Annotated in this window: 24 protein-coding genes and 5 pseudogenes; 17 read left to right on the plus strand and 12 right to left on the minus strand. The window is 53.3% G+C overall.

From position 1 onward, the window contains the following. Window positions 1–12: 12 nt before the first annotated feature. On the plus strand, window positions 13–570 hold the full coding sequence (locus BLV61_RS05665; protein WP_090469778.1) for a histidine phosphatase family protein: 558 nt from the start codon (window positions 13–15) through the stop codon (window positions 568–570). Window positions 571–891: 321 nt separating this feature from the next. Here BLV61_RS05665 and BLV61_RS05670 read toward each other — a convergent pair whose 3' ends face one another. After that, window positions 892–1,755 (minus strand): LysR family transcriptional regulator, encoded by an 864-nt coding sequence (locus BLV61_RS05670; RefSeq protein ID WP_047530904.1) that lies wholly within the window; start codon window positions 1,753–1,755, stop codon window positions 892–894. Between the two features lie 112 nt (window positions 1,756–1,867). On the opposite strand from BLV61_RS05670, the gene BLV61_RS05675 reads away from it, so the two are divergent. Next, window positions 1,868–2,476, plus strand: coding sequence for a LysE family translocator (locus BLV61_RS05675; protein WP_047538887.1), 609 nt, complete (start codon window positions 1,868–1,870; stop codon window positions 2,474–2,476). A gap of 33 nt (window positions 2,477–2,509) precedes the next feature. Here the strand turns inward: BLV61_RS05675 and BLV61_RS05680 are convergent. Next, window positions 2,510–2,647 (minus strand): annotated as a pseudogene (locus tag BLV61_RS05680) (transposase domain-containing protein); the annotation flags it as partial. A 76-nt stretch (window positions 2,648–2,723) separates the two neighbouring features. Further along, window positions 2,724–2,879 carry a hypothetical protein gene (locus BLV61_RS31265; RefSeq protein ID WP_158249407.1) on the minus strand — a complete coding sequence of 52 codons (156 nt, stop codon included), beginning with the start codon at window positions 2,877–2,879 and terminating at the stop codon, window positions 2,724–2,726. A 138-nt stretch (window positions 2,880–3,017) separates the two neighbouring features. On the opposite strand from BLV61_RS31265, the gene BLV61_RS05685 reads away from it, so the two are divergent. Next, window positions 3,018–3,260 carry a hypothetical protein gene (locus BLV61_RS05685; RefSeq protein ID WP_047530906.1) on the plus strand — a complete coding sequence of 81 codons (243 nt, stop codon included), beginning with the start codon at window positions 3,018–3,020 and terminating at the stop codon, window positions 3,258–3,260. 3 nt (window positions 3,261–3,263) lie between these two features. On the opposite strand, the gene BLV61_RS05690 is transcribed toward BLV61_RS05685, so the two are convergent. Continuing rightward, a complete protein-coding gene (locus BLV61_RS05690) occupies window positions 3,264–3,446 on the minus strand; it encodes a phage tail assembly chaperone (protein WP_047530908.1) in 183 nt (60 codons plus the stop codon). Window positions 3,447–3,941: 495 nt separating this feature from the next. Here BLV61_RS05690 and alr point away from each other — a divergent pair, with 495 nt between their 5' ends. Then, window positions 3,942–5,171, plus strand: a complete 1,230-nt coding sequence (gene alr, locus BLV61_RS05695; RefSeq protein ID WP_090463353.1) for an alanine racemase — start codon at window positions 3,942–3,944, stop codon at window positions 5,169–5,171. Window positions 5,172–6,273: 1,102 nt separating this feature from the next. Here the strand turns inward: alr and BLV61_RS05700 are convergent. Beyond that, window positions 6,274–6,507: a hypothetical protein gene (locus tag BLV61_RS05700; RefSeq protein ID WP_090463356.1), complete on the minus strand. Its 234-nt coding sequence runs from the start codon at window positions 6,505–6,507 to the stop codon at window positions 6,274–6,276. Window positions 6,508–6,608: 101 nt separating this feature from the next. Between BLV61_RS05700 and BLV61_RS05705 the strand changes: the two genes are divergently transcribed. Further along, complete coding sequence (locus BLV61_RS05705; protein WP_244159812.1) at window positions 6,609–7,019, plus strand: DNA adenine methylase; 411 nt, start codon at window positions 6,609–6,611, stop codon at window positions 7,017–7,019. A 64-nt stretch (window positions 7,020–7,083) separates the two neighbouring features. Then, window positions 7,084–7,290, plus strand: coding sequence for a hypothetical protein (locus tag BLV61_RS05710; RefSeq protein WP_090463358.1), 207 nt, complete (start codon window positions 7,084–7,086; stop codon window positions 7,288–7,290). Between the two features lie 24 nt (window positions 7,291–7,314). Here the strand turns inward: BLV61_RS05710 and BLV61_RS31550 are convergent, their stop codons facing one another. Beyond that, a complete protein-coding gene (locus BLV61_RS31550) occupies window positions 7,315–7,614 on the minus strand; it encodes a hypothetical protein (RefSeq protein WP_081997914.1) in 300 nt (99 codons plus the stop codon). Window positions 7,615–8,071: 457 nt separating this feature from the next. Here BLV61_RS31550 and BLV61_RS05725 point away from each other — a divergent pair, with 457 nt between their 5' ends. From BLV61_RS05725 to BLV61_RS31840, 3 genes and pseudogenes are all read left to right on the plus strand, one after another. After that, window positions 8,072–8,299, plus strand: a complete 228-nt coding sequence (locus tag BLV61_RS05725; protein WP_090463361.1) for a hypothetical protein — start codon at window positions 8,072–8,074, stop codon at window positions 8,297–8,299. 465 nt (window positions 8,300–8,764) lie between these two features. Further along, window positions 8,765–9,055 (plus strand): annotated as a pseudogene (locus tag BLV61_RS31555) (site-specific integrase); the annotation flags it as partial. A 16-nt stretch (window positions 9,056–9,071) separates the two neighbouring features. Continuing rightward, window positions 9,072–9,206 carry a hypothetical protein gene (locus BLV61_RS31840; RefSeq protein ID WP_279627455.1) on the plus strand — a complete coding sequence of 45 codons (135 nt, stop codon included), beginning with the start codon at window positions 9,072–9,074 and terminating at the stop codon, window positions 9,204–9,206. A 280-nt stretch (window positions 9,207–9,486) separates the two neighbouring features. On the opposite strand, the gene BLV61_RS05740 is transcribed toward BLV61_RS31840, so the two are convergent. Beyond that, window positions 9,487–10,536, minus strand: coding sequence for a CgeB family protein (locus tag BLV61_RS05740; RefSeq protein WP_244159814.1), 1,050 nt, complete (start codon window positions 10,534–10,536; stop codon window positions 9,487–9,489). Between the two features lie 1,214 nt (window positions 10,537–11,750). On the opposite strand from BLV61_RS05740, the gene BLV61_RS05745 reads away from it, so the two are divergent. Further along, complete coding sequence (locus BLV61_RS05745) at window positions 11,751–14,426, plus strand: DUF4214 domain-containing protein (protein WP_090463369.1); 2,676 nt, start codon at window positions 11,751–11,753, stop codon at window positions 14,424–14,426. A 241-nt stretch (window positions 14,427–14,667) separates the two neighbouring features. Here BLV61_RS05745 and BLV61_RS05750 read toward each other — a convergent pair. From BLV61_RS05750 to BLV61_RS31845, 3 genes and pseudogenes are all read right to left on the minus strand, one after another. Then, window positions 14,668–15,192, minus strand: a pseudogene (locus BLV61_RS05750) (glycoside hydrolase family 19 protein); the annotation flags it as partial. A 57-nt stretch (window positions 15,193–15,249) separates the two neighbouring features. Further along, window positions 15,250–16,173, minus strand: a complete 924-nt coding sequence (locus BLV61_RS05755) for a DUF4214 domain-containing protein (protein ID WP_047530925.1) — start codon at window positions 16,171–16,173, stop codon at window positions 15,250–15,252. Window positions 16,174–16,447: 274 nt separating this feature from the next. After that, a complete protein-coding gene (locus tag BLV61_RS31845) occupies window positions 16,448–16,684 on the minus strand; it encodes a DUF1353 domain-containing protein (protein WP_279627450.1) in 237 nt (78 codons plus the stop codon). Window positions 16,685–16,861: 177 nt separating this feature from the next. Between BLV61_RS31845 and BLV61_RS05765 the strand changes: the two genes are divergently transcribed. The 3 genes from BLV61_RS05765 (at window position 16,862) to BLV61_RS05775 (ending at window position 18,487) form a co-directional block, all read left to right on the plus strand. Further along, a complete protein-coding gene (locus BLV61_RS05765; protein WP_244159816.1) occupies window positions 16,862–17,368 on the plus strand; it encodes a YqaJ viral recombinase family protein in 507 nt (168 codons plus the stop codon). After that, on the plus strand, window positions 17,365–17,718 hold the full coding sequence (locus tag BLV61_RS31560) for a hypothetical protein (protein WP_139213608.1): 354 nt from the start codon (window positions 17,365–17,367) through the stop codon (window positions 17,716–17,718). The genes BLV61_RS05765 and BLV61_RS31560 overlap by 4 nt, the downstream gene beginning before the upstream one ends. Window positions 17,719–18,025: 307 nt before the next feature. Then, window positions 18,026–18,487: a hypothetical protein gene (locus BLV61_RS05775; RefSeq protein ID WP_425272097.1), complete on the plus strand. Its 462-nt coding sequence runs from the start codon at window positions 18,026–18,028 to the stop codon at window positions 18,485–18,487. Between the two features lie 262 nt (window positions 18,488–18,749). On the opposite strand, the gene BLV61_RS05785 is transcribed toward BLV61_RS05775, so the two are convergent. Further along, window positions 18,750–19,484 carry a hypothetical protein gene (locus BLV61_RS05785; protein WP_090463380.1) on the minus strand — a complete coding sequence of 245 codons (735 nt, stop codon included), beginning with the start codon at window positions 19,482–19,484 and terminating at the stop codon, window positions 18,750–18,752. 1,019 nt (window positions 19,485–20,503) lie between these two features. On the opposite strand from BLV61_RS05785, the pseudogene BLV61_RS05790 reads away from it, so the two are divergent. After that, window positions 20,504–20,650: pseudogene (locus BLV61_RS05790) on the plus strand (phosphoadenosine phosphosulfate reductase domain-containing protein); the annotation flags it as partial. Window positions 20,651–20,720: 70 nt separating this feature from the next. Here BLV61_RS05790 and BLV61_RS05795 read toward each other — a convergent pair. Beyond that, a complete protein-coding gene (locus BLV61_RS05795; protein ID WP_167361782.1) occupies window positions 20,721–21,404 on the minus strand; it encodes a hypothetical protein in 684 nt (227 codons plus the stop codon). A gap of 714 nt (window positions 21,405–22,118) precedes the next feature. Between BLV61_RS05795 and BLV61_RS31565 the strand changes: the two genes are divergently transcribed. From BLV61_RS31565 to BLV61_RS05810, 3 genes and pseudogenes are all read left to right on the plus strand, one after another. Continuing rightward, on the plus strand, window positions 22,119–22,610 hold the full coding sequence (locus BLV61_RS31565; protein ID WP_244159818.1) for a DNA methyltransferase: 492 nt from the start codon (window positions 22,119–22,121) through the stop codon (window positions 22,608–22,610). Further along, window positions 22,607–22,810: a hypothetical protein gene (locus BLV61_RS05805; RefSeq protein WP_081997918.1), complete on the plus strand. Its 204-nt coding sequence runs from the start codon at window positions 22,607–22,609 to the stop codon at window positions 22,808–22,810. Before BLV61_RS31565 ends, BLV61_RS05805 begins: the two co-directional genes overlap by 4 nt. 8 nt (window positions 22,811–22,818) lie before the next feature. Then, window positions 22,819–23,933: pseudogene (locus BLV61_RS05810) on the plus strand (tyrosine-type recombinase/integrase). Window positions 23,934–24,197 lie beyond the last annotated feature (264 nt).

Consider the following 24,197-nt stretch of genomic DNA (forward strand, 5'->3'; position numbering starts at 1 on the left):
ACAATAATCCTGATGCGTCACGGCCAGCCAAATATGGCTACGACCGAAAAAATCTCAATGCTCGAGATGAAAGACTGGATCGAGCAATACAACCGATCCGAAATCATCCGCCATTCCGCTCCGGACGCCAGCCTGCGACTCGCCGCAGCCGCCACCATGATTGTTTCAAGCAGCGCGCCTCGTGCGCTGACCTCTGTCGAGGTGCTCGGGCTGAAGCCTGCTGTCGTCGACGCACTTTTCTGCGAAGCACAACTGCCTCATGGTCGTTGGAGATTTCCCCGACTATCGCCGTTTTCTTGGGCATTTATCTTTCGAGTCTTATGGCTGTGCGGTTATTCGAGCGGCGTCGAATCCTTCGGCGCCGCGAAGCGGCGCGCCAGCGCGGCAACTCAACGACTGCAGTCCCTTGCCTGTGAAGGGCCGGTTCTGCTCGTCGGTCATGGCGTTATGAATCGAATGATTTCCCAACGACTGCTGGCAAACGGGTGGACTCGCCAACGACGTAACGGCAGCCGATATTGGAGTGCTTCGGTATATCAATATGATGATGTAAAAACGGAGATCGGCTGATCGTACGTCCCCGACGCATTCACCCAGGCGTACTGACACAAGGCATTGTGGTGACCTTCCGCTCTCAGGACGACCGTAACGACTACGTTGTCCAACCGATTGTCAGAGATGCGCATTACTACGAACCTGTACACCAGCACTTCAAGGAATGTATGGGTCCGTTGCTGGTGTCTCGTGATGTGGTTGTATTGGATTGCACAGTAGCGCAACGCGCCGAGTGAGCTGATCAACCCTGCGGACAAATTGACTGCCCGCACTGACGAAACGATCACTCGTCTCGTTCGAGATACGAAGCTCGCGAATCACAGGGATAGCATTTGACTACGCCTGAGGTCTTAGCGCGCTGATGATGAAAGCATGAAGGCTATTGACCGCTTTAGACCCGCGAGAGGCTCGGCTACGTAAAATCGAGACTTCCATAGGTTCAATGTTTCCTAAGCCGTGCTCGCTACTTAAGACGTGAAGCGATGCCTGCACGCTGCACTGAGTGATCGCGGCAATAGCGAGCCCACCCTCAACTGCGGCCACCTGACCAGCCAGGCTGGAGCTGTTGTATACCACCTTGAATTCGCGTCCCTGTTGGGTCAGTGAGTTCACTGCATAACGCCGGGCCAGGCTTTCACTTTCGTAGACGGCGATAGGCACCGGGTCTCGCCTCCACAGTTCGAACTGGAGTGAGCCCACCCAAACCATGGGTTCTTTGAAGAGAAATGTGCCGCTTTGAGGCGAGTCCCTAGACACCAGCGCAAGATCAAGATCGCCGCTTCGCACACGCGGGATAAGCGTGGTCGACTGCTCACAGGTCAGTTCTATTTCCACGCCTGCGTAGCGCGGCGAAAAGCGTTTCAGAACCGGCGTGAGATACTTTGCCGCGTAGTCCTCCGCGACGCCAAGGCGGATTCGTCCGGTTAACTCTTCACCGTGAAAAGCGGCTTGGGTCTCAGCGTGCAGTGCGAGCATGCGACGAGCGTAGCTCAGCAGTATCTGGCCGTCAGCGGTCAGTTGTAGGTGCCTCGGGCCACGACTCAACAACTGCCGCCCAAGCGCGGCCTCCAGTTTCTTCATCTGCATGCTGACGGCGGATTGCGATCTGTTTACCTCGTGGGCTGCGCCAGATAGCGAACCTGCATCCACCACTGCCACGAAGCACTTGAGCCAATCGATCTGCAAATCACTGGCAGGCATCGCTGTTACCTCTATTCGTTAATCGAATGGCTACGACGTGAATTATGCGCTTTTCATGATGACAGCTCATCCGCAAGATGCTGGCCTGAATCAACACATACTGGATCTGATCATGCCATTTGAGACCTGGTTGCTCTATCTGTTTACCTGCTGCGGCATCGCGGTAGTACCGGGGCCCAATGCATTATTGGTGCTGACCCATGGAGCTATTCACGGGAGTCGGAAAACGCTGTTCACTATCACCGGTGGCGTGCTCGGCTTTGCAGTCGTGCTTTCGCTTTGCGCATTGGGATTGGGCGCACTGATCCAGGCGTCGGCCACCTGGTTCATAGCCTTGAAGGTTGTCGGCGGGCTCTATCTGATCTGGTTGGGCTTCGGGCTGTGGCGGGCTGCACCCGTCAGCCTTGATACGACCGGCACTACCATCATGCGACGTTGGTCACTGTTCCGCCAAGGGCTGGTATCAGCCATTTCAAACCCCAAGGCACTGCTGCTATTCACGGCGTTTATCCCACCATTCCTGGATCCCCACAGAAGCATCGTCGCGCAGACGGCCGCCATCGCGCTGACTTACGCCGTCGTGGAGTTCGCCGTTGAGTATTTAGTGGCCAGCGCTGCGCATCGGGTCAGGCCTTGGTTAGCTCGAACCGGGCGCCGATTCAATAAAGTCTGTGGTGGATTTTTTGTACTTTTCGGGTTGGCGCTGCCCATCCATACCTGAAGGCACGGCTTCCTGTATCAGACGGAATTCTGACCACAAATGTGGTAGCAGTTGATGTACGTAGGTTGCGCGTTGCGTCGGTCGTCTCGTTAGCACATCTTTCAGATAAGCGTACGGATCATGCCCATTCATGCGCGCCGATTGGATCAGGCTCATGATAGCCGCCGCACGGCAAGCGTCGGTATTGCACGCGGACAGGATACTGATCGCCAGATGCAAAAAGCCCAGCGCGGGGCTGGGCTTCCTGTCACTGCTCTCTCACTTCCAGGACTGTCGCACCAGGATGCTTCTGCAGAATTTTTCTCTCCGCATCCCGGGCATCGGTTCCGTTCTGAAGCACGTTACTCATGCCGCTGCCATTTTTTGCTTTCAGCTTAAACACGTAGGTCTTTACTGCTGCCACGATGCGTCTCCTTCGCTCGATTGAATCCTGACCTTAGCATTTGGCTGGTCGCCCATCCAGCCTGTCTGAATGCTCAGTGGCAGCGCGCTACTACCCCGTAGTAGCTTGGTGGCTCCCCTTGCTGAGAGATAGTCAAAAATGCCCCTCGAGTATGCAGACAATCCCCTGTACGCCAAGGCCAATGGAGTTGCTGCCACCTATGCGATTTTAGCTCTCATTGAAACGCTTCGACGCTCCAATGCGCTCGACGCTTCGCTATTCGCGCAGGTTATGCAAGAGATTGGCCCTGATTTAAGCACTGAACCTGAGCCGGGTTATGAAGAACAGATCCACGTGATGTTGAAACATTACCTAAAAGCCGCAGGCTCGATATCGCAATAACTATTAGGGCTCATTCATCACTTGGCAGTGAATACCGTCCATCTTCATCAACACCCGGGCCTCTTCCGGCTCGATCTGCCGATGCATCATCCGCGTCCAGGCGTCCATTTCCTGCCAGGTCAGCGGATCGCTGGTGCGTTTGAGCTCCCAGTACAAGCCGGCCAGATAGCCCATGCCCTCGGGCATGGCCGGAATATCCAGCTCCCGAAGTTTGTGCTTGGTCAGCCATCAATGCGCCGTTGATTTTGGTTTCAGACATCTGATCTACACTCAAATGGGGGTGTGGCTAGCTCGACGGGGCGAAAAAGCGGGCGAATTCCCTTCTCTGCCACACCTCCACCGTCGGAGGGTCGTATCAGTCGCCCGGAAAGGGGGCTGGGGGCTACGAGGCTGGCCGACCGTGGTTTGCCAGTCTCCGCGCAGTCGACCTTCATCCACGGGCGTACCCTGAATGACTGCATTGAACAGCGCGATGGTCGTGCCTCGAGTGATTTCTTCATGCGCCTTTATGGTCTTGGCGGCAAATCGCCTGATGCCATCGCATAGGGCCTAGGTGAGCGCGTACAAATTCCTTACATGTTTTTACATCTTTGAACCCAGCGTACAACGGTAACTTACACAGCCTTCCAATAATCGGTACCGGAATAATAAAAAAAAGACCGATTACATGGAGAGTTTCAAATGCCCTTTACCCGTACTGCTCTAGCGTTGTCTCTCGGCCTGATCTTTTTGCAAAGCCAGGTCCAAGCGGCGCCACCACTGTCACTCACAAACGGCAATACCGAGCTGACGGCTCAAATCAGTAATGCCTGGATTGAAATCAACAAGGCCGCGCTCGAGCACAACATCCAAACCCTGCAAGCCGAACTGGCTGGCAAGTCGAAACTCTGCGCGGTACTGAAGGCCGACGCTTATGGTCATGGCATAGGGTTGGCGATGCCTTCGGTGATTGCGCTGGGTGTACCGTGTGTGGCGGTCGCCAGTAATGAAGAGGCGCGAGTGGTTCGAGAAAGCGGATTTAAAGGTCAGTTGATCCGTGTTCGCACCGCCTCCCTGGGGGAGCTCGAAAATGCTTTGCAGTACAACGTCGAAGAACTGGTTGGTAATCTCGATTTCGCCCGTCAAGCGGCCGATCTTGCACATAAACATGGTCGCAAATTGCAGGTGCACATCGGCCTCAACTCAAGCGGCATGAGCCGTAACGGCATTGAAATGGCCACCAAGCTGGGTAAGCAAGACGCGCTAGCGATCACCAAACTGCCAAATATCGAAGTGGTAGCGATCATGACCCACTTCGCCGTGGAGGATAAGGACGATGTGCGTAAAGGGCTGGCTACCTTCAATGAGCAAGCCGCCTGGCTGATGGATGTCGCGCAACTCGACCGCAGCAAGATAACCCTGCACGCAGCTAACTCCTTCGCCACCCTGGAAGTACCCGAGTCGCGCCTGGACATGGTGCGCACGGGCGGCGCGTTGTTTGGCGATACCGTCCTCTCGCGTACTGAGTATCAACGCGTGATGCAGTTCAAGTCGCATGTGGCCTCGGTCAATAGCTACCCTGCCGGGAACACAGTGGGTTACGACCGCACGTTCACCCTGACACGTGATTCGAAGCTGGCCAACATCACGGTCGGTTACTCCGATGGATATCGCCGTGTGTTCACCAATAAAGGCGTGGTGTTGATCAATGGTCATCGTGTGCCAGTGGTGGGCAAGGTTTCGATGAACACAGTGATGGTTGATGTCACGGATGCACCCGACGTCAAGGCGGGTGATGAAGTGGTGTTATTTGGCAAACAAGGCGCAACCGAAGTCAGCCAGGCTGAAGTCGAAGAGATCAACGGTGCGCTACTGGCCGACCTCTACACCGTCTGGGGCAGTGCCAACCCGAAAATCCTGGTCGAGAAGTAATCCCACCAATATCGTAAAGCAGAGGGCGCGCTCATTAGCGTACAGCTTTGAAGAGCGCTGACAGCTCCAATGCCCAACAGGGTCCGACAGGAGAAAACTCGCTTTTCTCTTGTCGGAGGGTAACCATCATGCCTTTTCCCCCGCTGACTCACCGCGACACCGGCAACGGACAAACCGCGTTGCCCGCATTCTTACGACCTGTCGCGGACTACTGATTCGCCCCATTCAGGTTCCGGCGAAGCTCAGCCAGGTCCCATTGGGCAGCATCATCGCCATGACCACGACAGCCGCCAATACCGCAACGAAGCCAAAGGCCTTCCAGCAGGACCCTCTTGGCTTTTCGTTATTCGAAAGAGTCATATAAAGAACGTTACATTTTTGACACGCTGCCTGACACCCATTAAAAAATAAAATAGCTGACTTTTGAGTCAACTAAGCAAAACAGGATCATATTTTAAAAAGGGAAACCAAATTCCCTTTTTAAAAAGGTGAGCAAATTGGAATATAAAGATCAAAACGATTCGCGAGACAAACCAGGTTTCAGTGCAGTGTTCACCTCTGACAATAAGATCATCAGCGTATCTGAGTATATTGAAACGTTTTTAATAACAAGAGGTTATGAGACGACGCACCAAAATAGACTCAAGATCGCAGACAGCCTCAGTCACGTGCCTATGCGCGAACGCCATTCAGTGTCTGAGCTAGACCACTGGCTTGATTCACAATTCAAAAGCTGACTACAACGAATACGGCTCAAGTGCAAAAATCAAGGAGAACATTAGGCACGAATTCAAATGGATTGAATGCTGATTCTTGATACGCGCAAGTTTGCAATTGCAGGCCAGTCGGTACTGCTCGCCCCAAAAAAGGCCCGGACATGTGCCGGGCATTTTATATCGTCAAGCTTCGGATTAGGCGTTCAATAACTTGGCCACAGCTCTCCCACGCAAAATTCAGGCAATAAAAACCCGGCTCAGTGGCCGAGTTCTTGGCTGTCATTCGAAGCGGCGCGGCAAGAGCTGGCGCGCCTACCGCACGGCGAAAGCACGCGCCAGGCGGCGCAGCTCGACAGCTTCGCCTGACCCACCTTCACCTGTTGGATTTAATCCTGTTTGGATTTGACTTCTGTTCTGTGCCAGGTAATTGAGCCGCCTTCCCCTAAGTAATCAATTCGCTGCTCGACCACGCGGTAGTGAGCAACAGTGCTGCCTGCTGCATCCCTTTCAGAGAAATTCAGAATGTCTTCCCCTGTCGTAATACCGTAAATCGAGTCACCCGAGACAAGTTGATTCTGCTTTGGTATGCCCAATAGCCTCTTGTAGAACTCATCGCTCACTTGCTGTCTCTCCTTCCGGCTCCATGCCGGGCCGAACACAAATACCCCACTTCAACGAATCACGCCAGCCGGCGAGGCAGGCGTATGCCTGGAAATTACTTATGACCATCACAGCACCAGTCATCCGCTACCACGGCGCCAAGTTCCGGCTTGCGCCTTGGGTGCTTCAACACTTCCCGCCACACACCTGCTACGTCGAGTCATTCGGCGGAGCGGCCGGAGTACTGATGCAGAAGCCTCGATCGTATGGCGAGGTGTACAACGATCTAGACGGCGATATCGTGAACCTGTTTCGCGTCCTGCAGGATCCAGTCACGCGATCGGGATTTACCGAGCGCCTCGGGTTCACGCCCTACTCCCGCGAGGAGTTCGAATTGTCCTGGGAGCCGAGCGCCGAAACGATCAAACGGGGCCGGCGACTTCGAGTGCACCCTGGCTCAGCACTTCGAGGATATCAGGACTCGCGAGGAGGCCCTGCAGCAGCGCCTGAGCACAGCGGATCAGGGGATTGATGAGCTGGCCGGAACCCGTGCTGATCGCTCGCCAAAGGACTACGCCATTGAACACGCGGAGTACATGGCGAAGTCCGCCGATCATGTGTTAGCCGAATTCCAGGCTGACGGGTTGGCTCTGATCGCAGCTGATGAAGGTGGCGATGAAGGAGAAGGCGAGTTATTCGAAGCGATCGACTCCGCACGTCAAGACCTGCAGGAAGCCTTGGTAGATCTGCGCAGCATGGTGTTCGAGTTCCGCAAGCGCGCTAACCGCATCACCCCGCAGTAACCCCTCCCCCTTCAAAGTCAGCCGCTATTTCGAGGTCGCTGATTGGCAAGTGTTGGCACCCCCGCTAGCGGCCAACTGACGAGCGCGACCGACACCCCAAGCCAGAACTCTTGTCATTGATTCTTGTGAATGTGAGTCGTCAGCCTCTTCATGCAACGCCACGCCATCGGGAGCATAAATCCCAATGAACATTTCAGTCTTTCCGGCACGCGATAGCCTGACCTGCACGTCAATAAAAGTCCCATCATTGAGAGTTTCATCGTGTGTTCTGGTGTGGAGTTCAGGGTCTGCCCATTCCCAAAAAACATCGCCTCGAAGTCTCATAGAGCCCTCCCGTTTGCTCTCTGTGATGGACAGTAGAGCCCAAAACCAGACCCACGCGAGAGAAGTTCAACAAAGCAGAACCGATATCGGACAGTTGGTCTCAACAGCTGTACGAACTCAAATTACCTGTACAACTTTTAGCCGCTATAGCGGCAAGGACGAAGTCATACCTGAAGAAAATGTCGTGATGTACGATTCCCCCGAAGCAGCCAGCATTCAAACCGTCACCGGCTGGGTCGGCGTTCGACCTGCTGAACGAGATGATCCGCCAGTCTGAGCCGCTGTCGTGGTCGGGGGGGAAGTATACCGCGCAGCCCCCTCAGGCACTCATTGATGAAATCGCAGCAGCACGGGTGACGCCATGATCGACCATTCAAAGCCGAAGGCTGCCGCGACGATGTTATTCGATCGTACGGCTGGGCGGGGATGATCGAAGATGCCGACCTGTTGCACTGCGATGAGCAGTTCCTCAAGGGATGTTCACCCGAAGCAGTTCCTGATCGCTGAAAACGAGGGGCTGCGCAAGAACGCCGAGCGCTACCTCGTCCTGCGCCAAGCTGACGTCGATACCATCCACAACGGAGGCCTGGTCGCCGGCCTCACGCCGGACAATATCGTGATCAACGGTAGCGACCTGGACGAGCGTGTCGACGCGGTGCTCGCGCCATGCAAGGTGACCCCATGATCACCCTCGCCTGGTTCGCCGACATAGCCTGGCTCATCTACACGGGACAGGGCGGTCAGGCGATCTTAAGTGTCTCGATACGCCCTCGCCCATCAGCCATGCAATGAAGATACTCCCGCCATTTTTTAAAGGCTTGGTACTGCCTGCTTGAGGCTTCAAGCCACTGAGCGCTACCGATGAGATCAACCGGGATGGACATCATCTGCGAGGTCGCAAGATCAAGCTCATCGACGAGTTCCCGGCCATTTGGCATATCGAGAATTAGAGGGCGCATAGAAACCTATTTGTTGGGCTACTAAGTCGACTTTCTAACTGTCCGATCGTGCACGAGTTCCGACGAACGGTATCAATCTATCTACCTTCTGCCCGCCACGCGGCATGGAGCAACACCGCCCGAACCGGGCAGAGGTATTCAATGAAGCGAAAACTTATAAAGATCAGCGAATTTCAGCGCCGGCGCTGGGGCGAAAACGGTACACCGCGGAAGGCCTGAAGGCCATCAGGGAGAAGGCGCCAGTCTGGCTTCAGAACGCAATTGACCCGGCCCTGATCACTACCCAGCGCCGCACCGACATCCTCGACATGCGATTTGACGGCGTACGGGATGGATACCTTTATCTGGTGCAGAAGAAAACGGCGAAAGCCAGTGACGCGGCGTGGATTCGCTTTCGCGTGACGCCCGAGCTGCAGGCAGTCATCAGTCGCTGCCGTTACGACACCGCATCACCTTACCTGGTGCACCAGAAGCCTGATCGCCCTGGAAGCCGCCATCATGGAGCTCACGCTTTGGGTAGAGCAGCGTGGCGCGGCCGATGTAGCCGACAACGTTCGTAGCGCCTTGGACGCAATCGACCGGAATGAGGAGTTCAGCAAGATGACGCTGGCGGTGATGATGACGCCGGAGTGATCGCTCACAGGCAGAAATCGGCCAAATGCAGTTATCCGAACGTTCGATTTCTACCATCGAAACCGCAGTGCACAGTCCGCACACATAATTAGTCCTTGAAACAGCTCAGCGCACGGACTGATCATATTGCTCAGTACTTTACGACTACAATATTCAAGATAGCGGCTCATATTATGCTCCTTGTAGTCGTGAAGATTTTGTTCACAGGCAAGTTTCATACTTCCATTGGATGGCTTAAGCGCATGAGAGCCCATGCTCGGAGCTACACCTTAGTGACAAATTAAGGATACCAACGACTTAAAGGGACAGGCTCTCCACGAAGTTCACTTTGCACAGTAGTAAACATATCTATCATTCTTTGTTGGAACGTATGATTTTCTGCCAGAGTCGAGTAGCCTTGCTCCGCAATAGCCCGGCGCTCACTTTCATGCTGAAGGTAATACTCACAGACCTCTATCAAATCTTGACTATCCCGAAAAACAACCAAGTCCTTTCCATCGACAAACAGCTTATTAATATCATTTTTATGATTGGTAACAAGGAATCCACCACAGCTCAGCACATCAAATACGCGCATGGGAAGCCCGTACTCTACAAACGAACGACTAAGATTAATATTAATCTTGGATTGTCGAAATATCTTCGGCATCAGGCTGAAATGGTCAGCATATCCAGCGTAACAATTTATATGATCTTGCCACTCAGCGTTACCATAAACGCAAGCTGAGAAACGCTCTTCAATCCGACTAATCAAACTAATCCGCTCCTGCCAAGAATGCTCTCGACCTAGTAGATAAGCCAACTTTTCAGCCGTGCTAAGGTAGTAATCACCAGACAATTTGTAGCCTGATTCTTGTTTGATCGCGTTAATCAGATCATCATCAATCTGCTCCGCCAGTATAAAATTCGCACTGGGTTGCTCAAGAGATTTAATCAAGCCAGCGCATCGATCCATAGTTTTTTCTGACAAACTTGGTTTTATCCAGATCCTATATTCTGTCTTGGTCAGATTGGCAACAAAGCTGATATCACTGGAGAGAGAAGTCTCTTCATTTCGTAATGGAAGTTTGTCAATTCGCTCCAAATTTGCAGCGACTGGAAGGTGATATACCTGTGAAACGCCGTTACTTCTCAACCTTTGCGCGACTGCGGCATCATAAATAAAGGTAAAACTGTACGAATGATTAATAGCTTTATCATAAATTGGATAACAAGGTGTATCGATAACCCACGCCAAATAAGGAATCTTCAGTAACTCACAGGCCTCTGAAATATATCTATTAAAATTAACAGTAAGCACATAATCTGGTCGAGCAGTCATGAGGTTCATGACGTTCGTTTCCGTAAAAGGTAGATACGTCACTAAAAAGCCAAGGGTTTGCAATGCATCAACACAGTCTTGTGAAACCACTGAGGCCTCGAACACTATTATGCTGGCGGCGGTATTGTTAGTTGACTGATCTTGTATGGTGCCCACGGCAACCCCTCTGCAAGGTGACATATTTAGCTCGATGACCAAGCCTAACACTTTTTGAACAACCATTTAAAGAATGGGGTGATGCCCAGATTGAATCTGGCAGAGATCTCGCCCTGTTCGGCAATTTTCTGAATCGTGTTCAGATCCTGCGAGGTATACGTATAATTGACTGACTGTAGCAATACGATCGTGCACTGTGCTTATAAGGGGGAATAAAAAATTGACGTGGCTCACGTCTCCGCGCTCACCAAATAAGAAGTAGCCAAGCTTAATCGATAGAAGCAGATTACACCTGAGCGCTCGCGTTCTGCGCTCAATTTTTCAATATCCTGGAACCTGGAATTTACCAGAACCGTCTTTATCGGCATTCTTGTTCGCAGAGCTTGATGCGGCTTCACTGTCGGACTGAATCGGCTGCGGGACGAAGCAATGAGACATATCCATCTTAGCTGTTCGCTGGGAATATCTGCTGGCTACGACCGGTCGGTATAGGTCAGCCTGGATTGCTGGCCGCCACGTCACTTACTTCGGGTGAAGTGACGAAACCCACATTAAACACCTCCCGAACTGACGGAACCGGAACACGGAACAGTGACTCATGTTTGACCATTTGGGCTGTCTACACGATTTGAACTATCCGTAAGTGGCCTATCACGACCGTCAGTTTGTGGCCGATTTCTGCACTTCACCACCGGCAGCTTTGGGTCGATTGTAGCCCTTCAACTTCAGCGGGACACGCCCCGCACGTACGCCTGACACGCAGCCAACGCGATCAGTCCTTGGTCGCAGACGATGTACGCGGAGCCCCGGAAGTAATTAATCGGAACGAGGAATTCATCAAGATGACGCTGGTGGTGATGACGGCATCTATAAATAAGCAAGCTAATCAGTGCCGACAATGGGATGGAGAGGGAGCGCGTTAGCAGGATAACCACAGTCGTACGTACAGATTGTCTCGAGAATGAGCAACGGGGGTCGATACAGTCGAGTTAAGGTATCAATATTGCTTATAGCTAACGAATACCTGAATCTAGCACTCCCACAATCATCCCTGAAAGGACCTTGCGATGGCGTTTTCCGACGAGATTCAAAAACTCTACATCAGCTACTTCAATCGCCCGGCAGACCCAGGCGGATTGGCTTATTGGATCAACCAAGGCAATCAAAACGGCGAGAACACAGCAGCCATCGCCAACGCATTCAGCGCTTCGCCCGAGTACAAAAAGACCTTCGCTGAAGAAAACAGCACAGCCATCGTTAATCAGATCTACCAAAATCTATTCGGTCGTGCCGCCGAGGCTGATGGGCTGCAATACTGGAGCTCGCGCCTGGACAACGGTACTTTCAACCTCGGCAACATCGTCATTGCCATCTTTAACGGCGCGCAGAATGGCGACAGTGTGGCAGTAACCAACAAGACGCTGGCGGCAACTCAGTTCACAGCGCACCTGACTACCGCCGAACAGATCGCAGCCTATACCACCGATAGAGCGTTCGCCTTAGCCAGCAACTGGCTTAGCGGGGCGCTGACCCCGGACGGCCTCACAACGGCACTATCAGGGCTGGGACCTGTCATAGTCGACATCGTCGGTGGTTCGACTCCGAGCAGCGGGCCGGTTGTCAGCACCATTCAGGTATCTGCAGGCGGTACATATAATGGTATTCCAGTGGTCAATGATCTGTTCAAATCCAGCATCGCCAACCTCGATGGATCTACCCTCACCGGCAATGCGGCAGACGCAGATATCCTAACCTTGACCACTGCTGGCACGGTCACCATCAATAATGGCACTACAGGTGGCACCCTTAGCAATATCAAGGTATTGAATCTGGCCGACGGCACCAACACCATCACCTATAACACTTCGGCTGGATTTGCCAACATCAACGGCGGTACGGGCGACGATACCTTTATTCCCAACACCGCCTTGTTGCCGATTACGATCAATGGTGGCAGCGGTACCGACACCATTGTCCTGTCGGCAAGTTATGCGGCTTCCGTTTCAGGCAGCAATACCTTTGCCAGCAATGTGACGAACATCGAACAATTGCGCCTCACCGGCGTGACCAACCAGACCATCGATCTCCAAGCCTTGGGCAATTACAGCAATGTGACTGTGGGCAACGGGCCGAATGGCCTGACACTGCTCAATCTTACCAATAATGGCCATGTGACGCTGACCAGCTCTGGCACGGCGATGACCCTCTCCAATGCAGATTTTGCAGGTGGCGTGAATGATACTGTCAATCTCTCGCTGAACGACGCCAGCACCGTCGGCGTGGCCTTTGCCTCTGTGGGTATTGCAGCTTCCGGAGTTGAAACGGTCAATATCAGTGTCAATGACAATCAAGTGACACCCACCGGCGCTTTCAACGACACGCTTACCTGGCTGGGCAACTCGATCCAAACCATTAACATCAGCGGGAACGCAGGCCTTACCCTGAGCGCTTCGAGCACCGCACTGACCTTGGTGGATGCCAGTAATATTACCCTCGGCGGCTTTACTTGGAGCTCCTCGTCACTGATCGACAGGGCGACCGTCAAAGGCAGTGCCACCGGCACCAACACCGTAAATATGAACTCCGCAACGGCGGGCGTCGAATACACGGGAGGTGCTGGTAATGACAACGTCACCGTAAATGGCACCGTGACCTCTTCTGTGGCGCTCGGCGATGGCAACAATTCCTTGGCCATCAATGGCGTCAGCATTAAGGGCACTTATACAGGTGGCAGCACCGGTACCGATAGTCTGGCCTTCTTTTCTGCAACACCGGATGTAAGTTTGGCAACGATCACAGGCTTTGAAAACTTGACCATTGTCAATAATGCCTCGGTCACCCTGAAAGCTGAACAGCTTTCGCAATTCACTGGCAACATCAACGCGGCCGGTACCGAGACCTTCAACCTGTCCACCGCAGGCACGTTTACCGGTCTGAACAATATAGAAAAATACAACCTGGCAAATGGCAGTAACAACTTCACCGCCACAAATTCCACAAAAACAGTGGTGGGCGGAACCGGGAGTGATACGTTTAACTTTACTGCTAACCAGATTGTAAACTCTCTAACCTCGCTAGATGGCGGGCTCGATAATGATGTGCTTAATATCGGTGCCACCACAACACAAACCATAGACCTGAGCACCAAAATAAGTAATATCGAAACGATCAATGTGGCGGGGAGTACAGGTACCGCAACGTTTACGAATGTGAATGGTGCGGGCGTTACCCTGAACTACACTAAGAGTACAGGTGACACCATGATCAACCTGGGCAGCGGCGGTCAAACATTGAATTTGCTAGGTAACTCCTCTTCGTCCGCCTTCATTACGGGCGGCGCAGCAGTTGACCATATAGTACTGAGCTCTACCGATTCTGGCTCGGAAACCTTGATCGCCACTGGCCCAAACATGTCAAACAATACGCAAATTGACGTGGTGAGCAACTTCAATGCCAGCGGAACGGATTACTTCAAAACCGGAGTCAATGCAGCCTCCGTAGGCTCTTATATCATTGGAAATGCCGACACTGGAAACTATTTGTCCACCATGGCCGCAGGGCTGTCCGTCGTTTTAAACAATACCGCCCAAGCTTATTTGATTACGGTACAGACAGGCAGTGCAGCCGGCACCTACCTATTCCAAAATACCGGATCAAATACGGCACAACTTGACAGTACCGACTTTTTCATACAATTGACCGGCAACATAGGAACCATTAGCACTAACAATATGATTATGTAAAAAGAAAAACCAGACCGCGCGCCGCTTGAGGCCAGCACTCAAGCGGTTCCCCCACAGTACAGAGCCACTTTCAAAAAGATCCTGCTCTGAGCGAAGCTGCAGCATCAGCCTCATCTCGCGCTACCCACTTCGCCTCCCACTTGTCATCCATTACGGTCACTCCGTAGCGATATGCACCGAACAGCGCAGCGGCCACTAGCAGCACCGCCGAGATATAAGGAAGGATTCGGAGTAGAAGTTTCACCTCTGTCGCCTTCGTCCACAGCTTCAGCCGATCCGCCTGGCCATTGAGCCCGCCATTGATCCGGCGAGTGATTTTTTCGGAGTCGCCAGCATCAGCCAAGGTATTCAGCCCATTGGTTGCCCAGAACCATGCGGCCGACAAGCAGGCATTCTTCGGCTGCTCCAACAGCTCTGGCTGATTGATCAGGTTGAGGGCCAGGGCTTCGCCGCACTCCGCATAGTTCGCCCGGCCCGTGATTTGGATCAGGCCCCGGCCGCGATACTTGAAGCCGTCGCCCGGGACGGAGTTGCCCAGATCCTTGCGGCCTTCGTACTTGGCCTGGGCCGGAGTCGGCCCCCACATCTCCCGGACGTAAACCAGCTGGCCGGACTCATGCCCGATCTGGGCAATGAACGCGGCCACTCGTTTGGAGCCGACAATCTGGAATCGGCCCATGGCCGTGTTGAGGACAGGAACAAAAACGCCGGCTTTGGCGCCGGCGTTCGGGAGGATCTGCAGCAACTGCTGCGCGGTGATTGGCATACTTTTCTCCAGGCGAAAAAAAGCCCGCACTTGGCGGGCTTTCTTAAAAGATTAAAACTATCCCAAAATACTGAAATCAATTGACTGTCCGGCGATGACTTGAACACCAGACATATCAATCGTAACAACATCATCACTTACTACAATATTACTTTTACCAAATGACTTGGACGGATCCGTATTGGTAAAAGTGGAGGAATTTAGCACAACATCTTTAAACGACGCCAACTCCTTGTTCACATCAGAAAATGTCAACGTCACGCCACCTGCGTAAGAGAAGTCCGAGTCAGGAAACGTTAATACAAAATTTCCAGCACTAACATCAATATCCATTTTGGTAAAATCTGTTAGTTCAACATCATCTCCAACCGTGAAGGCCTGATGATCAAAGGACGCCTTCAAATAATTAAAACTAACCTCTAGATTTTTCCCCATAAAATCTAAAACTTTCGGAGTAGTTGGTGTAACTGGTGATGAAGGATGATCCCAATAATTGTTGATCAAGCTGGCAGTAGCCACCGAACTGGTATCGCTGGTGACAAATGCCAGCAACGACTTCGCGTATGTCAAATCATTACCAGACAAAGACTTCGCAAAATTAAATCCCGCGTCGACCTTATTTTGCAGCAACTGATGATCGTCGCCCTTTCCATCCTGGATTGAAAAGATCATTTCCTTGATCAGGTCTTTTCGATTGCCCAAATCTGCAAATCGATCCTGCCAATATGTGGTGCCTGCAGCATCGGGGCTGCGGTTAAGGACCGTGCTGTAAAAATTGGTGAAAAAGTCAGTATCCGATACCTCGTCTCCGTAGAGCGACTTACCCTCTTTGCTGGTGAGAAAGCTGGTTACCAAGTCATCAAATGAGAGACCATTTGTTAGCTGGCCCGACCAGTAGGCAAGTCCATCCTTATCCGGCGCCCGGCCGAAAGCAGCGACGTACATTACGGTTGCGAGTTTTTGCGATTCAACTTCGGTCATAGCGCCTTCCATGTGGTTTGTTCGTGTAGTGTCATTTTGACACTACGGTGCCAGCCACTGGAAGCCCTGGGCGCTGTAACGGCGAGCACCTAAGAGCAGTGTTTGTTGCCAAGGCAAGGTTGCTCAACACAAACCTAATAGCGTAAATCTGTAGTCCATACCTGTGGTGTTGCATTGAGGCGGCGTTGATATCATCCCGCCCACGTTCTCCATGTATTAAGGGATGCGGGAGAAAATAGAAGCCCCGAAGGGCCAACCTCGGGGCTTCGTCTTTTCAATCCCCAGACGAAGAAAACCCCGAACGGGTCGGGGTATTGGTGAAGTGTTTGGCCCCGCCTATTCGGACGCCGGCCCAGAACAGCCAGGCTCGCCATCGAGCTACGCCTTCCGCGCGCAATGCCCGGTACAGAATGGCGTCCGCTTCCTTGCGACTGTTGGAGCTCGCGGTGTAGCACTGAAGTCCGCCGAAACGAAACCTGAGCCAGTGGCTGACGCCGAAACAGCCGGCGATACAGGCACAGACGAAGAGGTCGAATTTGAGGAGGTGTCAGCATGATTATCGTAAATTGCGCCCAGGGCTCAGAGGCTTAGCACCAGGAGCGGGCCGGGGTGATCACCGCCAGCATGTTCGGCGACGCCCGAGCTCGCCTGAAGTCAGGCCCAAACAAGGGCGAGCCTACAGAAGGCTTTGGATTACGCATTCCGCCTTGCCGTTGAGCGGATCGGTGGCAAGCCGCTGGATAACGGCTTTGAAACCTGGCAAATGCGCCGGGGGCACGAACTGGAACCTGAGGCGAGGATGGAGCACGAAATCCAGACTGGCCTGATAGTTACTCAGGTGGGGCTGGTCAAGACTGATGATGGTGTGTTCGGAGCCAGTGCCGACGGCTTCATCGGCGAAGATGGCGGCGCAGAATACAAGTGCTTCCTCGCGCCGGAAAAGCTCCGCTCGTTCCACATCGACAATGATGCCAGCGAAATCATGGACCAAGTCCAAGGCTGTATGTGGATCACCGGGCGCAAATGGTGGCACATCGGGATGTACTGCCCGGACCTGAAGGTGGTTGGTCGCCAGCTCTGGTGGAAAGAGTTCCAGCGCGATGACGACTACATCGAAAAGCTCGAAGAAGACCTTTGGCAGTTCAAGCTCCTGGTTGACGGCTATGAGGAGATACTGCGGAGTAAAGCCGCATGATCAGCAACCACCTCAGTCTGGTCGAGCAGCTTCGACCCAGGTCAAGCGAACTGGCGGACCAGGTCGAGCAGTACCTGGCAGCTGGCGGCAAGATCGAAGAAGCCGAGCCCTACAACTACAAGCCCAAACCGATCAGCTACAGCAACCAGATGCCGCCGGCGCCGAAGCCATTCGTTCGGCGCCGGGTTGAAGCGCCTCCCCCGCCACCCACTGCATTCGATGCCCGCCAGCAGGCGCGCGAAAGACTGGTCGATCAAGTTCGTAGGTTGAGCAGCACACACCCAAGTGGAAGTTGCGGCAGCCATCGGCATCAGCAGGAAGGCTATCTACAACATCGCCAAAGAGCATGACATCACATTCCAGCGCCCAACCCGCGGCGGCGCGAATGACGCGCCGCGCAAGGAGCAAGCAGATGCCAGAGACGCGAAATATGCCGAGCGGATCAGGGCCTTCATGGAGCTTGGAATCTCCCGGCGCCAGTGCTGCGGAAAGCTGGCCATCGGCAATAAAGCCTTCGAGCGAATCATTGCGGCCCACGGCATCGACTACCCGAAAGCACGCCAAGGCTGAACCTCATGCGCCGCATAGCTCGAGTTCAACAACGTAAACGACAAACCTGGCTGGCATTGCCGGCCAATGGGATAGAAGAGGTAGATCATGGCCGAGGAACAGGAGCTGACGGCGGAAGCCAAGAAGCAGCGCAAGAAACGCGAGAAGGCCGCAGCAAGGGATGCTGCATTGGGCGTCGAGAAGTTTCAGATCGAAGTTGCCGGTGTGTTCAAGCCTGACCTGAAGCGAGTAATGAAGGCGCACGGCATAAACAACCAGCAGGACATTCACCAGCGGCTGCTGATCAACCTGATCGCTGCCGACTTCGAAGCCCAGGCCTGGATGCTGCGGAGTGTCACGACACCTTATGTAGTGAGCGAAAAGGTGTCGCGCATTCTAAGAGCGGCCAGCCTCAAACACCTGCAGGCGACCCGGGCGAGCCAGAAGACGAAATCGTCGAGCCCGTATAGCGATCACGCATCGGACTCGATAATGAAGAGGAACTGGCCGTCGTTCGTAGTTGCAACGCCAGCCTCCACCCAGCCCACAATGTCCCCGCCAGGACCGTAGACCTCTTCGACATCCAGGAGAAAATTCCACGTTCCATTGTCTGAGTAAGCAAAGCCATTTTGTGCCCAGCCTACTCGCGGCTTTTCCGGCTCCTTCCCGTAAAGAATGTATGCCCCATCGCTGTAATCAATAGCCATGTCGACCTCCTTGTGCCGGCCCCTTGCCGGGCATTCGTAATACCCCAACACAACTCAAATTGCCAATTGCCAATTGCATCAGGCCACGGGGGGGGGGGGGGGGCGGCCGTTGGGCGTTATAAGCATCAGCCTGAGATAATTTCACACTTCCCGATGGAAGGCCTAATTTTAACGCCAGACTTCATATCAGTCATTACAATTCGATTAGTTTCAAAGCTCTCTAGAACTACATACCTATCAGAAATAGTACCTATTAGCACCCCTTTAACGACCCCTGCACTATCAACCACCAATGGCGTTCTTTCCGAACACAGCCTTAACTTTTGCAAACTTGAACCCGACTCATCATAAGGAAGAAATATAAGCGACCATAACATGAATAACAATGTCGAAGCACCCACCAGCCTTTCGCCACCGCCTTCAAAATATTGAACCAATGCTAGCGATAAAAACGTACTAGGAAAAACTGTTCCGGGAGCCCTTAGTGAAAACTCGAACAAAATTGAATCCATTACTTCTTTTTTTAACAACACTCCGACACCAAGTACCAATATCGTCCCCACAATTAAAAAATAAGTAACCCACTTCCTTGCATCGGGAACCATTTTATTATCAGTCATTAAAAAAGACAAAAAAATGCTTGTCAATGTCATACCTCCCGTCCAGGGCAAGCCATCCTTAACTAAGCCTTGAGGCTCAATTGCGCTAACGACCCATGACGCCTGTAGACCGGAGTAAAAAAAATAGTTTTGAGAAAGCCCCACGAGGTATGCAAAACCAATTAACAGTCCAAATATCCCTACTAACTTAACAATTTTGTCCAATAGATAATCATAAGTCGGATTGGCATTACCGTTCATCACGTTGCGCTCCCATCTTATTGAGCAAACCGTCTGCACAATAAAAGACCATTCCCCCAAAATTACCAATAAGTCGCATCCGGTCACGGAGGGCGACGCCTACCCGGAGATAACCTTGACCCCACAATTCGAAAGCCCCAACGGGATATGGCGGCGTCTTGGTTGAGCGAGGTTCGCGCGGAGCACGGACGATTCGCCGCCCAGACGGATCGGAAGTGTGCATCGACAGCGAGCGCGGACGCCACACAGGAGAGATTGAAGCGGCGCGGCAGGAGCTGGCGTGCCTGCCGCACGGCGAAAGTGCGCGCCAGGCGGCGCATCTCTACATCTTCGCTTGACCCGGCCTCACCTATTGAACAGAGACTTAGCCATTACCTCGGTCATACCAATTGGTGGCCAGCTCAATCCCGCACATTCTGGCATCGTCAATGCTCTGGAGTGGGCCGTCTGATTCTCCTATCAGGCTTTCACCACTTGGATCTAGTTGCGCCACAACCCGAACGCCGACGGGCACAGGATCGCTATCCACGCCCCACTTAAAGCGCACAAGTGCCTGCTTTCCGCTGGCATGTGAGAGAAAGAATCCTGGCGGCCTATCTATAGCCATCGCTTTACCCTCTTAAACCCGGATTGATTACGAATCATCAACCACCAGAGTCAACTCCCCCGCCGCCATTCGCTACTGTCGAGATAACGGAATTGTCTGGATCAAGGTACAAATCAATAATGCACCCACTTTCATTGAGGAAAATGGTGATTCTTCCCGGTTCTATCTTCTCGGTTACCGCATCACCAGCTCGCACAACCCGACACTTCCTACCAATCAGATCTTTGATTGTCGTAGGAACGCCTGAAAGAGGGAAAGGAACCGGCCTTGTATTACTCCATGGCCAAACGTGCGAACCACCTCCGTCACCTGTGCCGCCCATAGCAGCCTCCCAAATGTAAGTGTTGGCAGTCACTGCCAGAAACTAAAGCAAAGCCCACAAACTCAAATCACGCCAGCCGGCGAGGGTCCCATGTCGCCATATAGAACCTCAGGGACGACCGTCGTGATCTTCTCCGGCGGGCGGACCAGCGCCTACATGCTGCACCAGGTACTGGATAACGACGATGACCTCTGCGATCTGGTTGTCACCGTCGCCAAAACCGGCAAAGAACACCCGCCGTGCTCGAGTTCGTCCGAGAATATGCCAATCTCGACCGGGCCATAGCCGGTTTCTTTAGCAATTAGCGCTAAACCATTTTTTTCACTCGTTCCCATTCACTTTTTAATATGCTCTGAGATATTTTTACAAGATCATCACATTTTCCGGAAAGCATAAAACCTTCATCGGCGGCACGATTACAAATTTCTTGAGATATGCGGACTAAATATTGAGAGTCAGATTCTTCCGGGTTTATATACAGCTCAATTAAGGAAAGATACCTTCTTGCCTCGCCATTTGCCGATACTATCTTTGCCCTTAACTCTCGATCACGATGCTCTACTGCCATAAGATCATCAAACGTCTCAGGATTCAATTTTGTGCGACGCTGATTAAGCACGTGTAGTGATCGAACCTCAAAGCAGGATGCAATAAAGTTTGAAATCGTTAACCGCAAACCATTTATCCATTCCTGCCTATTCTTGGCTACATTTTCTGCCTTACTGCGCTCCAACTGTTTATCCGCACTATCTTTTGAAATTTTCTCTTGCGAATCGGTAGTAATTTTGAAGTTTCTTACTGTAGTCCATGTACCTAAAACGACAATAAACGCGGTCAAAATAATGCCAGCCAAGCCTAGCCAGTCAGTGCCGGAGTCAACCTTAATTTCAGGGATTCTGTATACGCCAAGCATCATCGCATCCACAGTCATAATTTCTCCCCTTTCGACTTGAATTACTTTGCCATTACTTTCGGAATGAGGTGCCGGCATCCCCATAAAAACCATGGTTAGCCAAGGCAATTGCCGGACTCAAACCTTCCGAATGACAACAAGAGTAGATCAGCGCTCCGCACTGACAGTACCTCCCTGCGCGACTCGCGTCAGCTTGGCCATGCCGTGCCTACCCTGGAGCGCGCCCGTCGCCGAAAAGCTGATCACCCCCAAACGAATACAGTTAGGGCTTAGGCAGGGGGATTGCTGATGGTTCTCCTGCCGGGAGCTGCGAGTTACGCGACTGGCGAGGCGAACCAATAGACCTTAGTTCGCCTGCTCAGCCTCCCTTTCACCCTTCATCCGATTTCACAATCCATCTACAAGTCTGCCGGTGAACGGTGGGCGAGGAATTCCTATGCCTGAAATCAGCCTGCACCTAGGCGACTGTCTTGAGGTAATGAGGCAGCTGCCAGATGCCAGTGTCGACATGGTGCTGGCCGATCTGCCCTACGGCACAACCCAATGTGTCTGGGACGTGATTATCCCCTTCGAGCCGCTCTGGCGTGAGTTCTTGCGAATCGCCAAGCCGGAGGCCGCCATCGTGCTGTGTGCGGCCCAGCCGTTCGCCTCGATGGTGGTCGCAAGTAACCCGAAGCACTATCGTTACGAATGGATCTGGGAGAAAGGCAACGCCACCGGCTTCCTGAACGCCAAGAAGCAACCCCTTCGGGAACACGAAAGCGCCCAGGTCTTCTACCGCCAGCAGCCCCCGTGTACAACCCGCAGATGTCGGCCGGACATGAGCGGAAGACGAGCAAGCGCAAGACGGTCAACTCGGAGTGCTATGGCAAAGCATTGGCGCTCACCGAATACGACTCGACAGAGCGGTACCCACGATCGGTGCAGTTCTTCTCGAGCGACAAGCAGTCTGGGAGCTTCCATCCGACACAGAAGCCGGTTGCGTGGATGGCTTTCCTGATCAGCACCTACAGCAACCCCGGGCAAGTGGTGCTGGATAACACAATGGGCAGCGGCACCACTGGCGTGGCCTGCGTGCAGCTAGGGCGCCAGTTCATCGGTATTGAGCAGGACGCCGAAATCTTCGGTACCGCTCAAGGGCGAATCGCCGGCGCGGTAACTCTCCGCGATACCACGGTGCCGCAAATCGAATTGTTTGAGGCAACAGCCTCCCCCCCCTCCCCACCTTCTGTCGCCACGCGGCATGGAGCAACGCCGCCCGAACCGGCCATAGGTATTCAATGAAGCGAGAACTGATAAAGATCAGCGAGTTTCAGCGCCGGCGCTGGGGCGAAAACGGTACACCGCAATGCCCACAGGCCATCCGCAACCACATCCGCAATGGCGATGTGCCTGGGGAGCAGATCGGAAGACTCTGGCACGTTGACTGGGCAGCATTCAGCCGCTCGCAGGGCAACGACCTCGTCGCTATGGTATTGAAATGAGCTGCATGATGGTGCCACGGCCGCACAGCCCTGCGAACAAGGGACTCTTGCGCAGAATCTGTACTATGACGCGGGCCGCTCGACCTATCGCTACCGGCGGCCTACCGACGGGAAGTGGTTCCAGTTTGGCACCGACCGCATCAAGGCGATCGACGCAGCAAAGCAATTGAATCTTGAGTTTATGCACGGCGCCGATCTGGTCGGCGCAGTGTTGAATAACACCTCAGAAACATTTGCCGGTTTCCTCGACACCTACGAGCGCGATGTCCTGCCACCTCGAGAGCTGGCCAAGGGAGCCCTGGGCCTGTACGCGGTGCACTTTAGGCGGTTTCGCAAGCAGTTTGAGGGCAAGGCTGTAGACCAGATCACGACTCGAATGATCGCGGAGATGCTGGACGCCCTCACCCCGCGCACGGCGAACCAGTGCCGAGCCCTGCTGATCGACATTTTCAACCACGCCGCAGCAAAGGGGCTGTGCCCGGACAACCCCGCCGCCAGCACCATAAACCGCATCGAGAAGAAGCAGCGCAAACGTCACACCGTAGAAGACCTAAAGGCCATCAGGGAGAAGGCGCCAGTCTGGGTTCAGAACGCAATTGACCTGGCCCTGATCACTGCCCAGCGCCGCACCGACATCCTCGATATGCGATTCGACGGAGTGCGTGATGGGTTTCTCTATCTGGTGCAGAAGAAAACCGCAAAGGCCAGTGACGCGGCGTGGATTCGCTTCCGGGTGACGCCCGAGCTGCAGGCAGTCATCAGCCGCTGCCGTGACGACACCGCATCACCTTACCTGGTGCACCGGAAGCCTGATCGCCTGAAACAGAAACAGGCGCAGACCAAGGACCACTGGACGAAGGTTGAGGAACGGTATTTGACGCGAGCATTCAAGGAAGCCAGGGAGGTGGCAAACTGCTACGCAGGATGGAAGGAAGAAGAGATGCCTGGCTTCCACGAAGTGCGAGCGCTGTCACTGCACCTGTACAAGAAAGCCGGAAAGGACGGTCAGAAAATCGCAGGTCATGCGAGCGAGGGTATGACCAAAAACTACCAGCGCGACCACGAAGAAATCATCTGGTCAGAGGTGATTCCGGACCTGAATATCAGCGAAATCACCGGATAGTTTTGCGCCAGTTTTGCGCGGGTTTTGCGCAGACACAAAAAAGCCGATCTAGATGATCGGCTTAAGTGCCTGATTTTACTCAGGAAATATGGTCGGGACGGAGTGATTCGAACACTCGACCCCTAGCACCCCATGCTTGAAAATGGGCACAAGGCCCAGCATTTACTGGCTCTCCCTCTGGCGCTCGCTGCAAACGGTGCCTTACAGAGGCGAACAGGTAATAGCGAATCCCCGAAAAAGTCCCCACGCCTATTTGGCCTGTCC

It is taken from the genome of Pseudomonas mohnii, assembly GCF_900105115.1.
GTDB classification, from domain to species: Bacteria; Pseudomonadota; Gammaproteobacteria; order Pseudomonadales; family Pseudomonadaceae; genus Aquipseudomonas; species Aquipseudomonas mohnii.

Excerpts from the sequence above, each read along its gene's own strand:
- BLV61_RS05665 (WP_090469778.1), top strand. The coding sequence starts at position 13 with ATGCGTCACGGCCAGCCAAATATGGCTACGACCGAAAAAATCTCAATG.
- BLV61_RS05670 (WP_047530904.1), bottom strand. The coding sequence starts at position 1,755 with ATGCCTGCCAGTGATTTGCAGATCGATTGGCTCAAGTGCTTCGTGGCA.
- BLV61_RS05675 (WP_047538887.1), top strand. The coding sequence starts at position 1,868 with ATGCCATTTGAGACCTGGTTGCTCTATCTGTTTACCTGCTGCGGCATC.
- BLV61_RS05685 (WP_047530906.1), top strand. The coding sequence starts at position 3,018 with ATGCCCCTCGAGTATGCAGACAATCCCCTGTACGCCAAGGCCAATGGA.
- BLV61_RS05690 (WP_047530908.1), bottom strand. The coding sequence starts at position 3,446 with ATGCCCGAGGGCATGGGCTATCTGGCCGGCTTGTACTGGGAGCTCAAA.
- alr (WP_090463353.1), top strand. The coding sequence starts at position 3,942 with ATGCCCTTTACCCGTACTGCTCTAGCGTTGTCTCTCGGCCTGATCTTT.
- BLV61_RS05705 (WP_244159812.1), top strand. The coding sequence starts at position 6,609 with ATGACCATCACAGCACCAGTCATCCGCTACCACGGCGCCAAGTTCCGG.
- BLV61_RS05710 (WP_090463358.1), top strand. The coding sequence starts at position 7,084 with ATGGCGAAGTCCGCCGATCATGTGTTAGCCGAATTCCAGGCTGACGGG.
- BLV61_RS31550 (WP_081997914.1), bottom strand. The coding sequence starts at position 7,614 with ATGAGACTTCGAGGCGATGTTTTTTGGGAATGGGCAGACCCTGAACTC.
- BLV61_RS05725 (WP_090463361.1), top strand. The coding sequence starts at position 8,072 with ATGAGCAGTTCCTCAAGGGATGTTCACCCGAAGCAGTTCCTGATCGCT.
- BLV61_RS31840 (WP_279627455.1), top strand. The coding sequence starts at position 9,072 with ATGGAGCTCACGCTTTGGGTAGAGCAGCGTGGCGCGGCCGATGTAGCC.
- BLV61_RS05740 (WP_244159814.1), bottom strand. The coding sequence starts at position 10,536 with ATGAACCTCATGACTGCTCGACCAGATTATGTGCTTACTGTTAATTTT.
- BLV61_RS05745 (WP_090463369.1), top strand. The coding sequence starts at position 11,751 with ATGGCGTTTTCCGACGAGATTCAAAAACTCTACATCAGCTACTTCAAT.
- BLV61_RS05755 (WP_047530925.1), bottom strand. The coding sequence starts at position 16,173 with ATGACCGAAGTTGAATCGCAAAAACTCGCAACCGTAATGTACGTCGCT.
- BLV61_RS31560 (WP_139213608.1), top strand. The coding sequence starts at position 17,365 with ATGATCAGCAACCACCTCAGTCTGGTCGAGCAGCTTCGACCCAGGTCA.
- BLV61_RS05775 (WP_425272097.1), top strand. The coding sequence starts at position 18,026 with ATGGCCGAGGAACAGGAGCTGACGGCGGAAGCCAAGAAGCAGCGCAAG.
- BLV61_RS05785 (WP_090463380.1), bottom strand. The coding sequence starts at position 19,484 with ATGAACGGTAATGCCAATCCGACTTATGATTATCTATTGGACAAAATT.
- BLV61_RS05795 (WP_167361782.1), bottom strand. The coding sequence starts at position 21,404 with ATGCCGGCACCTCATTCCGAAAGTAATGGCAAAGTAATTCAAGTCGAA.
- BLV61_RS05805 (WP_081997918.1), top strand. The coding sequence starts at position 22,607 with ATGAAGCGAGAACTGATAAAGATCAGCGAGTTTCAGCGCCGGCGCTGG.